At 47.8% G+C, this 14,943-nt stretch carries 11 protein-coding genes and 1 tRNA gene; 10 read left to right on the top strand and 2 right to left on the bottom strand.

From position 1 onward, the window contains the following. The first annotated feature begins 97 nt into the window (after positions 1–97). Positions 98–577: a flavin reductase family protein gene (locus tag ACYVAD_RS24135; RefSeq protein WP_461142114.1), complete on the top strand. Its 480-nt coding sequence runs from the start codon at positions 98–100 to the stop codon at positions 575–577. Here ACYVAD_RS24135 and ACYVAD_RS24130 read toward each other — a convergent pair. Both ACYVAD_RS24130 and ACYVAD_RS24125 read right to left on the bottom strand, forming a co-directional pair. Beyond that, positions 574–2,100 (bottom strand): GH3 auxin-responsive promoter family protein, encoded by a 1,527-nt coding sequence (locus ACYVAD_RS24130; RefSeq protein WP_461142113.1) that lies wholly within the window; start codon positions 2,098–2,100, stop codon positions 574–576. The genes ACYVAD_RS24135 and ACYVAD_RS24130 overlap by 4 nt on opposite strands. A gap of 69 nt (positions 2,101–2,169) precedes the next feature. Next, entirely contained in the window at positions 2,170–3,021 is an 852-nt protein-coding gene (locus ACYVAD_RS24125) for a glycerophosphodiester phosphodiesterase family protein (protein WP_461142333.1), read from the bottom strand. 214 nt (positions 3,022–3,235) lie between these two features. Here ACYVAD_RS24125 and ACYVAD_RS24120 point away from each other — a divergent pair, with 214 nt between their 5' ends. The 9 genes from ACYVAD_RS24120 to ACYVAD_RS24080 all read left to right on the top strand — a co-directional run bounded on the left by ACYVAD_RS24120 (position 3,236) and on the right by ACYVAD_RS24080 (position 14,941). Beyond that, positions 3,236–5,677, top strand: coding sequence for a penicillin acylase family protein (locus ACYVAD_RS24120; RefSeq protein WP_461142112.1), 2,442 nt, complete (start codon positions 3,236–3,238; stop codon positions 5,675–5,677). A 12-nt stretch (positions 5,678–5,689) separates the two neighbouring features. Then, positions 5,690–6,052, top strand: a complete 363-nt coding sequence (locus ACYVAD_RS24115) for a hypothetical protein (RefSeq protein WP_461142111.1) — start codon at positions 5,690–5,692, stop codon at positions 6,050–6,052. A gap of 54 nt (positions 6,053–6,106) precedes the next feature. Beyond that, positions 6,107–6,709 carry an OmpH/Skp family outer membrane protein gene (locus tag ACYVAD_RS24110; protein WP_461142110.1) on the top strand — a complete coding sequence of 201 codons (603 nt, stop codon included), beginning with the start codon at positions 6,107–6,109 and terminating at the stop codon, positions 6,707–6,709. A gap of 173 nt (positions 6,710–6,882) precedes the next feature. Then, entirely contained in the window at positions 6,883–7,344 is a 462-nt protein-coding gene (smpB, locus tag ACYVAD_RS24105) for an SsrA-binding protein SmpB (protein WP_461142109.1), read from the top strand. Positions 7,345–7,416: 72 nt separating this feature from the next. Further along, positions 7,417–7,932, top strand: a complete 516-nt coding sequence (locus ACYVAD_RS24100; protein ID WP_461142332.1) for an HNH endonuclease — start codon at positions 7,417–7,419, stop codon at positions 7,930–7,932. Positions 7,933–8,168: 236 nt separating this feature from the next. Further along, positions 8,169–9,956 (top strand): 30S ribosomal protein S1, encoded by a 1,788-nt coding sequence (gene rpsA, locus ACYVAD_RS24095; RefSeq protein ID WP_461142108.1) that lies wholly within the window; start codon positions 8,169–8,171, stop codon positions 9,954–9,956. A 173-nt stretch (positions 9,957–10,129) separates the two neighbouring features. Then, positions 10,130–10,200, top strand: a tRNA-Cys gene (locus ACYVAD_RS24090). Between the two features lie 251 nt (positions 10,201–10,451). Beyond that, the gene (locus ACYVAD_RS24085) at positions 10,452–11,810 is read left to right on the top strand and encodes a c-type cytochrome (protein WP_461142331.1); all 1,359 of its coding nucleotides are present in this window, start codon (positions 10,452–10,454) and stop codon (positions 11,808–11,810) included. A gap of 35 nt (positions 11,811–11,845) precedes the next feature. Continuing rightward, on the top strand, positions 11,846–14,941 hold the full coding sequence (locus ACYVAD_RS24080) for a TAT-variant-translocated molybdopterin oxidoreductase (protein ID WP_461142107.1): 3,096 nt from the start codon (positions 11,846–11,848) through the stop codon (positions 14,939–14,941). Positions 14,942–14,943: the final 2 nt, after the last annotated feature.

Genomic DNA, 14,943 nt, shown 5'->3' with positions numbered 1-14,943 from the left:
CGGACGATTGGAGTTACTTAATTAAAACGTTGATAACCGGTGCTTCGTTCGATACAAAAGTAAGCATTGTGATCGGGGAACAGAAAGAGCAGTTGAAATGGGAAAACGACTTTTGAAGTACAAAAACTATGACGTTCATAGCGTCACAACTATGGCAGGTGACCCAGCTCGCTACAACGCGAACATTGTAACCTGGCTGACGCAGACGGACATGGGTGGAAAGGTATTAGCCGTAGCGTTGTACAAAACAGACTACACCATTGAGCTGGTTCGTGATAGTAAAGTCTTGAACGTAAATCTACTAGCCACCGATCAGACAAGATTGATTCGAAAACTGGGACAACAGTCCGGGCGGGAACGAGACAAGTTTAAGAATTTGCCCTATCAACTTGATAATCGTGGCTGCCCGTATCTAACCGAGGCAATCGGGTATACGCAGTGTCAGGTGGTGCACAGCGTTGACGCGGGCGATCACGAACTGTTTGTCTGTGAAGTGATCAGACAAGTAGTAATCCATCCCGAAAAGGACGTAATGACGCTGGCTTTACTGCGAGAAAAGAAATTGATTCGCGGCTAGCGAGTTAACAGCGAGCTGCCCAGAATATCGTCTAAGTACTCCCTTGTGTTAGCTAACCGGGGCACTTTGTGCTGACCACCCAATTTACCACGCTGTTTCATCCAGGCGTAAAATGTACCCCTGGGTACTATATGGATGAGCGGTTGCTTGAGTACCATGTCCCGGTAGCGCTTGGCGTCATAATCCGAATTGATCTGACGTAACGTTTCGTCCAGAACTTTATCGAATTTTTGTTGACTATAAGGCTCCTGCGCAAATTCGATCACCCACTCATGGCAGCCATTCGCGCCATTACCCATGTAAACCGGCCCGGCGGTATAATCTGAAATACGAGCGCCAGTTTGTTCACAAGCCCGGGTAATCGCCTGTTCCGCATTTTCAACGATCAGTTCTTCACCGAAAGCATTAATGAAATGCTTGGTTCGACCGCTGACTTTAAGCCGGTGGGGATACAAGGAAGTAAAACGAACTGTATCGCCGATTTTATATCGCCAGAGGCCACCATTGGTTGAGACAACGAGCGCGTAATTCTTATCGAGTTCTACTTCGTCAATTGTCAAGGCTTTGGGGAACGGCTGATCGGCTTCATGAAGCGGAACAAACTCATAAAAAATGCCGTAATCCAACATCAACAGCATTTCTCCAATGCGGCTCAAGTCATCCTGAATGGCAAAGAATCCCTCCGAAGCATTATACACCTCTTGATAATGAACCTGTTTTGATGGAAACACCTGTTGTTGAAACAGATTACGATACGGCTGGAAGTTGACCGCGCCGTGGACCATCAGTTCAAAATTGGGCCATACCTCCAGAATGTTTGACCGGCCCGTCTTTGCCAGAATTTTATCGATTAAAACCAGGCCCCAGGTGGGGGTGCCCAGCATGCTCGTTACGTTCTCGTGCATTGTAACATCGGCCATGCGATCAAGCTTTGCCTCCCACTCATCCATGAGCGCAACCTCAATCGAAGGGGTTCGGATGTACTGCGCCCAGCTGGGTAGATTTTTCATCACAACGGCTGATACGTCGCCAGCTGCACTATTGGCGCTGTATGGATTGCCGTGCAGACTACCACCAATCGAGAGCCCTTTTCCTTCAAAAGTTCGGCTTTCCGGATTGTTGGCAATGTACATCGCCATCATATCCTTACCGCCTTTAAAATGACTTTCGTCCAGCGATTCGGTTGTTACGGGAATGAATTTACTGCGTGCGTTGGTTGTGCCCGATGACTTGGAAAACCAGCGAACGGGTGATGGCCAGAGTACTTTATTCTCGCCTTTCATGACCCGCTCAATGTACGGAAATAGCTCCTCGTAGCCAGAAACAGGGACACGCTGTTGAAATTCCTGAACGGTTTTGATCGACTTATAGCCGTACTGCTGGCCCCATATGGTGTTTCTGCCAGCTCGAATAAGTCGCGAAAAAACCTGCTGCTGCACCGCGCCGGGTTGGGTCGTCATGCGCTCAATACGCGGCAAACGCCGTTCTAGGAGCCACTTCAGCGTGGTGTTGAGGAAAGTCATACTGGCAATTTATAGATAAACCGACATAGAACCGATTTAATGTAAAAACGGGTAAAGGTAAGGCTTGGTTTATAAATCCCTCGCCCGGTCCGGGTAGTCTGTAATTAGACCATCCACGCCCCAACGCTTCAAGCGTTCCATATCATCACGCTGATTGACCGTCCAGGGGATAACCCGAATATGTTGCTCGTGTAAACGCGTAATCTGTTTTTTCGTCAGTAATTTATGGTACGGACTATAGATATTGGGCGTAAAACCAAGTTCTGCCAGATTCTTCTCTGGCCCCCGCACATTAGATACCAGCGCCGACAGTTGGACAGCCGGGTACTGACCATTGTCTATCTGCTTTTTCCAATGTGCCAGGATCGCAAAATCGAAGCTTTGTATAGTAACGCGCTCAGCAGGTAGACGCTCCCGGATTACCTGTTGTACCAGATTACAAAACGGCTCAGGTGTGGGTTGACTTCTACTGTATTCCGAAGGCTCGCTTTTCAGCTCAATATTGTACGACACCGGCGGCAGCTTTTTGTTTTTACGGTAGTCTTCGACAGCTGTAATGACTTCGCTCAAGAGGGGTTTATACGTAATAATCTTTTGCTGTTCTGGAAAGGCGCTGTTGCCCCGCCCGCCCACATCATAACGTTTGATGTCAGCGTAATCCATTCGGTAAAGAATCAACTCTTTCTGTGCTTTCTTGTCGACAGGTTTGCCTGCGGGATCAGTACAGAAGTCAGCGTTCATGTACGGATCGTGTGAGACGACGACTTGTTTGTCTTTCGAAATCACTACGTCCATTTCCAGCGTTGTTACGCCCTCGTCCAGCGCGCGTATAAAGGCAGGAATAGTATTTTCGGGCATCAGTCCCCGACAGCCCCGATGGCCCTGTGTATCAAAGGACGGAACAATAGGGAGCGTAAACATAGCCAGCGATAACCAACAAACGGCCGAACGAAGTAGCAACATAACAGATCGGATCTATAGCCGAAGGTAAGTCACACACGCCCCAACGGCCAAATTACCGTTGTGTGAAGAAGCAAGCCCTTGTTCTATACTGCTTCGTGCGACTGTTTATGACAAAAGTTTTGTTTCTGAGCCTGTAACGTGCAATTTGCAGGACCACGTTTCTGTCGTTCCTGTGAACTACGTAAAGGCTACTCTATCACTGATAATTACCCTGTTACTGATCTGGGCCGCTAACCGCCCGTGGGGTTCTATTCCCGCCTTTGGTCCGTTGCTGAGCCCGTTTACGGGCTTCTGGCAAAATGCGGAGACGATCTCCCGGCAAGACGAACGTGTTACGTTAGGCGGCACCAAAGCGCCGGTTACAGTTGTCTTCGATGATCTGGCTATTCCGCATGTTTTCGCCCAGAATGAATACGATCTATACTTCGCTCAGGGCTATCTGACCGCCCGGGACCGGCTTTGGCAAATGGAATTTCAAACACACGCAGCTGCCGGGCGGATTGCCGAAGTCGTTGGCGAACGGGCAGTTGAGCTGGACCGGTTCAATCGTCGACTAGGGATGGGATACGGGGCTGAGCAAACCCTGAAAAAGATGCAGGCTGATCCTACGTCTCGCCAGGTATTGGATGCATACACCGCAGGGGTAAATGCCTGGATCAACCAGTTGAAACCCGCCGATTATCCAATTGAATACAAACTGCTGGGTTATGCGCCAGAAGCCTGGACGCCCCTTAAATGCGCCTTGTTGCTCAAACAGCTCACCAGCACGCTGGCCAGCGGAGCCGACGATTTACTGATGACCAACATCTTCCAGAAGTATGGTGCAGCCACTACCGCAGATCTGTTTCCGGACTATCCGGCTCAGGAATCACCCATTATTCCTGTTGGGACAAAACTGGATTTTACGCCTGTGCCGGTACCGGTTGCACCCGCTAACAAGGGTATCAGCGAGGCAATGGCGATGGCCGTGCCGACAATGGGTGTAAATCGCCCTCATCCGGAGATTGGTTCGAATAACTGGGCCGTTGGCGCGCAAAAATCTGCGACAGGCCATCCAATTTTGTCGAACGATCCTCATCTGGGGCTGAGTTTACCATCGATCTGGTATCAGATGCAATTAGTGTCTCCAACAGTTAACGTGTATGGAGCTACGTTGCCTGGCGCTCCCCACGTAATTATTGGATTCAATAAGAACGTGGCCTGGGGAGTTACGAATGTTGGGGCCGACGTGCTGGATTTTTACAGCATTCAGTTTCAGGACAAGTCACGAAAAACGTACCGGCACAACAACCAGTGGAAGCCCGTGAGCACTCGCATCGAAACGATCAGCGTAAAAGGTAAGCCGGCCATCATCGATACCGTTTACTATACTCACCATGGTCCCGTCGTTTATACAATGGGTATGGAATCGTTTCGGAAAAACATTCCGGTGGGTTACGCGGCCCGCTGGATTGCGCATGAGCCATCGGACGAAACGGCCTGCTTCTATCGGCTTAATCGAGCTCAGAACATGGCTGACTACCGGGAGGCTTTATCGCATTACGTAGCCCCGGCGCAGAACTTCATTTTTGCCAGCAACCAGAACGATATTGCTATTTCTCCTAATGGTCGTTTTCCCCTGAAATGGAAAGATCAAGGTAAGTTTCTACTCGACGGGACTAAGCCAGCCAATGACTGGCAGGGGTACATACCGGCTAATCAAAATCCGTTCGTAAGCAATCCCGAGCGTGGGTTTGTCAGTTCGGCCAACCAGTCGTCTACTGATCCGAGCTACCCGTATTATATCAACTGGGAATTTGCGCCTTCTGAACGAGGCCGACGTATCAACCAGCGATTAACTGGGATGAAGCAGGCAACGATTGATAGCATGCGATCGTTACAAAACGATAACTATAATCTCCGGGCGGCCGATGCATTGCCAGTCCTGTTGCCTTTGGTAGATGAAAAAGCGTTAACTGAAGCCCAGCGGAACGTACTGAAAAGAATAAAAGTCTGGCAGTATAACAATGACGTAGCCGAGGTGGGACCGACCATTTTTCAGAACTGGATGAATGAGTTCATGAGTATGATCTGGAAAGACGACTTCGAAGACAAGGCCCCCCAATTGATGCGGTATCCCACCTTCGACAGAACGCTAGAGCTTGTCAAGAAAACTCCCGACGCTCGCTGGTTCGATAATACCAAAACACCCGTGAAAGAACAACTGGCCGATGTGGTCACCCAAAGTTTTAAAGCGGCCAGTGATACGTTAACAAAAAACAAGGGAGCAGTCGGGCCTAAGTGGGCGTGGGGGTCTTACAAAGCGACGGGTATTCGACACCTGATTCCAGGACTGGATGCATTCAGCGTTCTCAACCTGGAAATAGGGGGCGGGAGTGGTATCGTAAACGCTACGTCAGAGCGTTGGGGGCCTTCCTGGCGTATGATCGTTGCCGTCGGATCGCAGCCTAAAGCATACGGTATTTACCCTGGTGGACAGTCAGGTAATCCAGGTAGCCCCTACTATCAGAACATGATTGAAACCTGGCGTACCGGGCAGCTCAACGAGTTACTTTATTTACAGTCTGCTCAGGATAAACACGCACGTCTTGTTCGGACAATGACCCTAAACTAACCACGTAATTCGATGATCCAGATAATTGCGATTGCTATCCTAAGCTTGCTGGCTCAACTTTTTCTGCCCTGGTGGAGTCTGGCTATCGTGGCTTTCGGTGTTTGCTTTTGGCGCAGTAGTGGCGCTGGCCGGGCGTTCATACACGGATTTGCGGGCGTCGCTCTCACATGGCTTGTTTATGTATTGTTCATTCACGTTAGTACTGATGGCATTTTCACGAGTCGTATGGGGCTGCTGCTGTTTAAAACGAACGGGGCGGTTCTACCGGTAGTTGTAACGGCGTTTTTCGGAGGTTTGGTGGGAGGAATGGCAGGAATGTCCGGATATCTGGTTTGGCAAGCTTCAGGAAATCAGGCATCAGCACACCAGTCATAAGAATTAATTCGGTTACCTTTGTCAAATAGATCATAACCAATTAATCTGTTTCCCGTGAAGAATGCCTCTTTAGTTCTGAATGTAATTCTGACCATCGCCGTAGCCGTACTGTACTATCTGCATTTTAAAGCTCATCCAACCTCGGAAGAAACTCCCATCGCAGCACCCGTTGAAGCAAAAGGTCGGGCGATTGTTTACGTGAATGTTGACTCCTTACTGACTAAATACGACTACTTCAAAGACACCCAGAAAGTGCTGGAAAGCAAGCGTTTTCAATTAGAAAACGATTTGGCTACTAAAGGACGTAATCTGGAGAATAAAGTTGCCTTTTTCCAGCAGCGGGCTGCTACCATGACCCAGGAACAAGGTCGCGCTACCGAAGCATCATTACAGAAGGAACAGCAGGAAATTCTGGCGTACCGCGAGCGCGCTGCTCAGAACCTTGCCGTGGAAGAGCAGAACAAAAACAAGGAGTTGTACGACCAGATTTACGACTACCTAAAAAAGATCAACGCGCAGAACAAGTACGAGTTTGTTCTGGGGTATACAAAAGGAGGAGGTATCCTCTTTGCTGATCCGGCTGCTGATCGGACAAGTCCAATCCTGGCGGGTTTGAATAAGGAATATCAAGCCAAACAGGCTAATAAGAAGAAATAAGAAAGATACTTTTCAGTAGTTATTCCCTAGGCAGCTCGCTACGTGTTGTTTGGGGAATAACTTTTTTAGCCAGTCTGGAAAAGCGTTGTTTTTTTGAGGCTAGTAAAACCTCTGCCGATCTTCCGGCGTTTGTGCTCTTACTTGGCTACGTTTGTGGCCTTTGATAAATTACTATGGCTTCTGCTACGATTGTTAAACAAGTTGATATCCGGAACCGACGCGCTTCGTTCGAGTATTCGTTTCTGGAGAAATACACAGCAGGTATCGTGCTGACCGGAACGGAGATAAAATCGGCGCGTCAGGGGAAAGTTAATTTACAGGATGCATACTGTCTGATATTGAATGATGAACTGTTCATTCGGCAGATGAATATATCGCTATACAATGAAGGAACACATTACAATCACGAACCCTTACGTGATCGAAAACTGCTGCTAACGAAGCGCGAAATCAAAAAGCTGAACGAAAAGCTAAAAGACCAGGGGTTGACTATCGTACCTATCCGAATGTTTACAAATGAGCGTGGTTTTGCTAAGGTTGAAATTGCCTTGGCGAAAGGGAAAAAATTGTACGATAAGCGCGACAGTATCAAAGAGCGGGACGTCACACGCGACCTGCAACGGGAGCGCTACTAAATTTTCCACAATCCTTGCTGGTATGTGGATAACTCTGTAACTTGCTACCGTACAGAGGCATTTAAACGCTATATGGGCAGGAAAGTATTAGTCTTAAATCAAGATTACAGTGCACTCAGCATCTGCTCCGTTCCAAAAGCATTCTTGCTGGTTTTTTTAGACAAAGCAGAACTCGTTGCCGAATCAGATCAGTTCATGCTTCGAACTGTGTCGGCCGAGTTTCCGATGCCTTCCGTCATTCGTCTCCACCGCTACGTAAGCCTACCTTATAAAGGCGTGATGCTTACCCGCCAGAATATATTTAAACGCGACGGGCATAGATGTCAGTACTGCGGTACTGCCGACGAATTAACCCTTGATCACGTAATGCCTAAATCCCGGGGAGGAAAAACCAGCTGGGACAATCTTTCCACTGCCTGTAAACGCTGCAATTCCCGCAAAGGGGATTATACGCCAGAAGAAGCAAATATGAAACTTCGGCAAAAACCATTCAAACCAACGTTTCTGGTTTTCCTGCGAGAGTTTTCGGGCTCTCTGGAACAAAGCTGGATGCCGTTTTTAAGTAAAAAAGAGAAAGCTTTTCGATAAACAGATAAAACTACAAGGCGAAGGCCGTAGAGAAGACGAGAGCCATTTACGTTCTTTCTTCTCTACGGCCTTCTTTTTCCTTCTATTTCAAAGAGTTTTGAGAACGGAGAAACTTTTTTGATAGCACATTTGCTATCTTTGCAATCCTTTTGCGAACGCAAAAATTTTTCAACCAAAAGTCAGTCCGCCATTGACCCACGGACTGATGTACTGAGTGGGTCAGGAAACCATTTTTTATGAGCAAAACGCAACAGCGCGAACTACCGGCATTTGATTGGGACCGGGCAGACAACAAAGGTTTTGGGAGCGGCTATTCGGACACCGAGCGTGACCGGATGCTGGAGATGTACGACAATACCCTGTCGGAAGTAAAAGAGAAAGAAGTTGTGATGGGAACCGTAGTGGGCATTACAGACCGTGAGGTGCTGCTCAACATTGGTTTCAAATCGGACGGACTTGTTCCTGCTTCAGAATTCCGCGATATGCCGGAATTGAAAATGGGCGATGAAGTTGAAGTTTACGTAGAAAATCAGGAAGACCCCAATGGTCAGCTGGTGCTGTCGCGTAAGAAAGCGAAAGTGATCACGGCTTGGCAGAAAATTCAGAAAGCGCTGGACGAGGACCTCGTTATCGATGGTTTCGTAAAACGCCGGACGAAAGGTGGTCTGATCGTTGATATTTTTGGTATCGAAGCGTTCTTACCAGGTTCGCAGATTGACGTTAAGCCAATCCGCGACTTCGACGTATTCGTTGGTAAGAAAATGGAAGTTAAGGTCGTTAAGATCAACTATGCTAACGACAACGTAGTCGTTTCGCACAAAGTCCTGATCGAAAAAGACCTCGAAGCACAACGCGCTCAGATCCTGAACAACCTCGAAAAAGGTCAGGTCCTGGAAGGCGTTATCAAAAACATGACCAACTTCGGTGTGTTCATCGATCTTGGTGGTGTTGATGGTCTGCTGCACATCACGGATATTTCGTGGGGTCGTATCAGCCACCCATCTGAAGTTCTGCACCTCGACCAGAAAGTTAACGTGGTTGTTCTTGACTTCGATGAAGACAAGAAGCGGATTTCACTGGGTATGAAGCAACTGCAGGCGCACCCATGGGATGCACTGCCAGAAGAAGTTCAGGTTGGTTCGAAAGTAAAAGGCAAAATCGTCAATGTTGCCGATTACGGCGCCTTCTTGGAAATAATGCCAGGTGTTGAAGGGCTGATCCACGTTTCAGAAATGTCGTGGTCACAGCACCTGCGTAACCCACAGGAGTTCCTGAAGGTTGGTGACGAAGTTGAAGCAGTAGTGCTGACACTGGACCGCAACGAACGGAAAATGTCGCTGGGCATCAAACAATTGACTGAAGATCCATGGACTCGTCCGGAACTGCGTACGAAATACGCCGTTGGTACGAAGCACACGGGTGTCGTTCGTAACCTGACGAACTTCGGTCTGTTCTTGGAACTGGAAGAAGGTATCGATGGTCTGGTACACGTATCGGATCTGTCCTGGACCAAGAAAATCAAACACCCATCGGATTTCATCAAAGTTGGTGAAAACCTTGACGTAGTTGTTCTGGAACTGGATATCGAAAACCGTCGTCTGGCTCTAGGTCACAAACAACTCGAAGAGAACCCATGGGATACGTTTGAGTCTGTATTTGCCGTTGGTACAATTCACCGTTGCACCATCATCAGCAAAAATGACAAGATGGCTACCCTTGAGCTACCTTACGGTATCGAAGGTTTCTCATCGCTGAAAAACCTCTCGAAAGAAGACGGTACGTTCGCTGAAGTTGGCGAAACGCTGGACTTCAAAGTGACGGAGTTCTCGAAAGAAGAAAAACGCATCATGCTGTCGCACACGAAAACGTGGCAGGAGAAGAACGAGCCCGTTAAAGAGCCGAAACAGCCCAAAGCTGCTCCAGCTAAAACGACTTCGACTTCGAACCAGTCGGATCGTGGTGCAACGTTAGGTGATCTGGATGCACTGGCTGCCCTGAAAGAACAGATGGAAGGCCGTAACTAATCCGGTTACTTTAATTGCCATAGACTCCTCCAATGTCGTAAGATGTTGGGGGAGTTTTTGTTTATAGCAGGTAACAGAAACGCGAGAAAAATTAGACTGAGTTGGTAGTTTCTCAAGAAGAAAATAGTATGTTTGCACTCCCGAATGCATGATCTGTCATGTAAGAGGTAATTGGTTCCGTGGCCGAGTGGCTAGGCAGAGGTCTGCAAAACCTCGTACAGCGGTTCGAATCCGCTCGGAACCTCACAAAATCAGAACAGATGTTTCTGCGAAAGTCTGCTCCTAAATCAGTCATAAATCAGGGCTGGTCTAGGAGCATTTTTTTTGCCTTCTTTAATTTATTCGGCGTTTTTAAGCCATTTAAGCACTTTTATTCAGCGCTTAATTAGAAACGATATAAATAAAAATTCAGATTCAAAATATCTGAATAGCACCTTTTGCCTATACAGCATTCGTGTGCTACTTTTGTGGACCAATGAAAAGTCAGTTGTGGTCATGTTGAACAACTCAATAAATATAGTTCATAGAATGAGTCGCTTATCCAAGCTTTACGGAGTTGTTGCTTTATCGTTAACCATGTTATTCGGTGGGCATCAGTTACAAGCTCAGGACGCTGCTGCGCCAGCCGATGGAGCTGCTGCTGCACCTGCCCAAGGTGGTGGAGCAGCTGCCGCCCCTGCTGGAGGTGGTGGTGACGCTGGGAAAGGAAAAACACTGTTTGATAACAACTGCGCTCAGTGCCACTCAGTAGGAGATGAAGTAATCGTGGGTCCTGGCCTGAAAAACGTTCAGCAACGGACGCCAGGAAAAGAGTGGTTGTACAAATGGATCAAAAACTCGTCGGCAGTTATTGCGAGTGGTGATGCCTATGCCAACCAGGTATTTAACAAGTACGGGCAAATTCAGATGACAAGTTTCCCTAGCTTGTCGAACGAAGATATCGATGGTATCCTGGCTTACATCGATCAGGCAAGTGCCCCAGCTGCAGCAGCAGGTGGCGGAGGAGATGCACAGCAAACTGCTGCTGGAAATGCCGGTAGTGGCGGTGCTACTACAGCAGCCTCTGGCCCATCGGAACTGTTCACTGTTGTTCTAGTCGCCTTATTGATTGTAATGGTGCTCGTGCTGGCAGTCCTGCTGGCGATCGTAACTATTCTGTCAAAAGCTGTAGCGCCTACAGCCGAGGGTGAAGCTGTTCCTGCTACGTCGCTGAATCAGCGTCTTCGCATGGGCATGTCGAACGCTTTTCATAACTCAACGCTTCGTTCGATTGTGATTTGGTTGTTCCTTTTGGTGGCAGCAAAAGAAACTATAGATGGAGCTTACAGCATCGGTATTCAACAAGGCTACGCCCCTAAGCAGCCGATCGCTTACTCACACAAGCTGCACGCTGGTCAGTACAAAATTGATTGTAATTACTGCCACACCGGTGTTAACAAAGGAAAAAGTGCTACCATTCCAGCGGCTAACATCTGTATGAACTGCCACGGCGTAATCAAAAAAGAGTCGCCTGAGATTCAGAAGATCTACGCTGCTATCGAGCAGAATCGCCCAATCGAATGGGTTCGCGTTCACAATCTACCTGATCTGGCTTACTTCAACCACGCTCAGCACGTGAACGTTGGTAACGTACAATGCCAGACTTGCCACGGTGAAATCGAAAAAATGGAAGTTGTTGAGCAGCGGTCATCATTGACAATGGGCTGGTGTATTGATTGCCACCGCAAGACGGAGGTGAATGCAAAGGACAATGCTTATTACGATAAGCTGGTTGCATTACACCAGAAGCAAAGCAAAGAACCGCTTAAAGTGGCCAACATTGGTGGTTTGGAATGTTCTAAGTGTCACTACTAACATCGACCAACCAACACTTACCGCAATAAATACGCATGGAAAATACAACCAAACGGTATTGGAAAGGGGTCGAAGAGCTACGTAACGACGCTACTTTCGTAAAAAATGCCAATAGTGAGTTTGCTGATCCGGAGCTTTCCTCGGGTTCGGATTTGGATGGTGGTTTGCTTGGTGGTGGTAATACCCAACGCCGTGACTTCCTGAAGGTGATGGGTTTCGGTATGGCTGCTGTATCATTGGCTGCCTGCGAAACACCTGTTCATAAAGCAATTCCATATATTAAAAAACCTGAACTTACATTCCCTTCTATTTCCGATTACTACGCTTCTAGCTATTCTTATGGTGGAGATTATGCGAGTATTCTAGTAGAAACCCGCGAAGGGCGGCCTATCAAAATCGAAGGCAATCCACAGTCGAAGGTTAGTAAAGGTGGTACAGGTGCCCGGGTTCAGGCTTCAGTTCTGTCGCTTTATGATAACGATAAACTGAAAGGCCCAAAACGGGGTGAAACCGATGTTGACTGGGCAACGATTGACCGGGAAATCTTAAGCCAACTTAGCTCGGTAGCCGCGCAAGGTGGTGCTATTCGGATTGTTACGTCAACAATTCTGAGTCCTGCCACAAAAGCGGTTATCACAGCTTTCACGACCAAATACCCAACCACGCGTCATATTATGTATGATGCGAACTCGGCTGCCGGAATTGTACAAGCTAACCAACTATCGTTTGGTAAAGCGGTTATCCCATCCTACAATCTAAGCCGGGTACAAACGATCGTAGGGATTTGCTCTGACTTTTTAGGGTCAGGAATTGCTTCGAACGAAAACGCAATTGATTACGCAGCAACCCGCCGGGTTAGTAAAACCAAGACTGATATGTCACGGCATTATCAGTTTGAAACGGGGCTGTCGCTAACAGGAGCTAATGCTGATTATAGAACGGCAATCAAGCCTTCTCAAGAGGGACTGGTTGTAGCAGCTCTGTATAATAAAGTTGCTGCCAAATTAGGTGGTACTTCTGTAAGCGCTCCAAGCATTGCGGTTGATAATTTAGATAAGGCGGCAAACGATTTAGCTCGTTCGCGGGGTCGTGCGGTGGTAATGTCAGGGTCTAATGATCCTAACGTTCAAGTACTGGTCAATGCCTTGAACTCGCTATTAGGTGCTTACGATTCAATTATAAATCTGAACGCACCCGTCAACTATGCACAGGGTAATGATGCGCAGATGAACGCGTTCATCGATGAAGCAAAAGCTGGACGGGTAGGCGCAGTTTTCTTCTTTGAGTCGAACCCAGTTTATGACCACCCACGTGGTGCCGAGCTAGCCGAAGCGCTTCCTAAAGCAAAACTATCTGTTTCGTTTGCTGATCGCGCTGATGAAACAGCTTCGTTAGCAAAATACATTGCTCCAGCCCCTCATTATCTAGAGTGCTGGAATGATGCCGAGCCTAAACAAGGCTTCTATAGCTTGGCGCAGCCTGCTATCACCAACATTTTCAAGACTCGTCAATTCCAATCGAGTTTGTTAAAGTGGGCCGGACAGCCAAGTGATTTTCAGATATATCTGAAAAATTTCTGGCGTTCAAACTACTATCCGAAAGCAACTGGTTTTGGCTCTTTCGATGAGTTCTGGGTTAAGTCATTGCATGATGGTGTATTTGAGCCTGCCGCAGCACCTGCTGCTGGTGGTGTAACGTACGCTGGTAACACGGCAGCAGCCGCGTCAGCTATTGCACAAAGTTACAAGCCATCAACCGGTATGGAACTGTCGCTGTACGAGAAATCAGTGATGGGCACGGGCTTCATGGCTAATAATCCGTGGCTTCAAGAGATGCCAGATCCAGTGTCGAAAGCCTGCTGGGATAACTACGCATCCATTTCGCAAAAAACAGCCAATGACATGGGGCTGGCACAAAACGACTTGGTTACGGTTACGGTTGGTAACAAGTCGGCTGAACTGCCCGTTCTTATCCAACCAGGCCAAGCTGATAATACCGTATCGGTAGCCATTGGCTATGGACGTGAGAAAGCTGGCAAAGCGGCTAATGGTGTTGGCAAGAACATGTATCCTTTTGCTTCATTTGTAAACGGATACCTGAGTCTGGCATCAGTTAGTGCGAAAGTTGAAAAAGCAAGCGGTACCCGTGAGATTGCGCAGACCCAAACGCACGATACTGTAATGGGACGTCGAGCTGTATTGCAAGAAGCTAAGCTGGCTGATTACAAGAAAAACCCAAAGGCAGGTCGTTATGAGCCTGTTGTTCACACTTCGGAAGGAGAAAAACAAGCTGACGAGATTTCGCTTTGGAACGGTTATGGCAAACCCAACCATTCATGGGGTATGGTCATTGACCTGAACTCTTGTTTCGGTTGTGGTTCCTGCGTTATCGCTTGTCAGGCGGAAAACAACATCGCTGTCGTTGGTCGTCAGGAAGTGTTGAACCGTCGGGAAATGCACTGGTTACGTATTGACCGTTACTATAGCAGCGATGCGGATGCGGAAGACGTAAAAGGTCTGGAAGTGGCTTCGGCTAACCCAGAAGTCACGTTCCAGCCAATGCTATGTCAGCATTGCAGTAACGCACCTTGCGAAACGGTTTGTCCAGTATTAGCAACGACTCACAGCACGGAAGGTCTGAACCAGATGACCTATAACCGTTGCGTAGGAACTCGCTATTGTGCAAACAACTGCCCGTATAAAGTGCGTCGCTTCAACTGGTTTAAATATCCAGACAACGAAAATTTCGACTATAACTTCAATAACGATCTGGGTAAGATGCAGATCAACCCAGACGTAACTGTTCGGTCACGTGGTGTTATTGAGAAATGCTCATTCTGCGTACAACGTATCCAGGAAGGTAAACTGACTGCGAAAAAAGAACGGCGCCGGTTAATGCCTGACGAAGTGCAGACCGCCTGCTCGCAGGGCTGCCCAACGAATGCGATTGTATTTGGTGATATGAATAACCCTGAAAGCACCATTTCTAAAATGCTTGAGGAAGAGATGGAAGGTCGTGCGTTCCACGTACTGGAAGAAATTAACGTGAGACCACAAATCTCGTACCTGACAAAAGTCCGCAATAAGGACGAAATGCCGAAGCAGGAAACTCGTCAGGAATCACACGCATAAAA

The organism is Spirosoma pomorum (assembly GCF_054776615.1).
This window is presented reverse-complemented; position numbering and strand designations above follow the sequence as displayed.

Excerpts from the sequence above, each read along its gene's own strand:
- ACYVAD_RS24115 (WP_461142111.1), top strand. The coding sequence starts at position 5,690 with ATGATCCAGATAATTGCGATTGCTATCCTAAGCTTGCTGGCTCAACTT.
- rpsA (WP_461142108.1), top strand. The coding sequence starts at position 8,169 with ATGAGCAAAACGCAACAGCGCGAACTACCGGCATTTGATTGGGACCGG.
- smpB (WP_461142109.1), top strand. The coding sequence starts at position 6,883 with ATGGCTTCTGCTACGATTGTTAAACAAGTTGATATCCGGAACCGACGC.
- ACYVAD_RS24085 (WP_461142331.1), top strand. The coding sequence starts at position 10,452 with ATGTTGAACAACTCAATAAATATAGTTCATAGAATGAGTCGCTTATCC.
- ACYVAD_RS24100 (WP_461142332.1), top strand. The coding sequence starts at position 7,417 with ATGGGCAGGAAAGTATTAGTCTTAAATCAAGATTACAGTGCACTCAGC.
- ACYVAD_RS24125 (WP_461142333.1), bottom strand. The coding sequence starts at position 3,021 with ATGTTTACGCTCCCTATTGTTCCGTCCTTTGATACACAGGGCCATCGG.
- ACYVAD_RS24080 (WP_461142107.1), top strand. The coding sequence starts at position 11,846 with ATGGAAAATACAACCAAACGGTATTGGAAAGGGGTCGAAGAGCTACGT.
- ACYVAD_RS24135 (WP_461142114.1), top strand. The coding sequence starts at position 98 with ATGGGAAAACGACTTTTGAAGTACAAAAACTATGACGTTCATAGCGTC.
- ACYVAD_RS24130 (WP_461142113.1), bottom strand. The coding sequence starts at position 2,100 with ATGACTTTCCTCAACACCACGCTGAAGTGGCTCCTAGAACGGCGTTTG.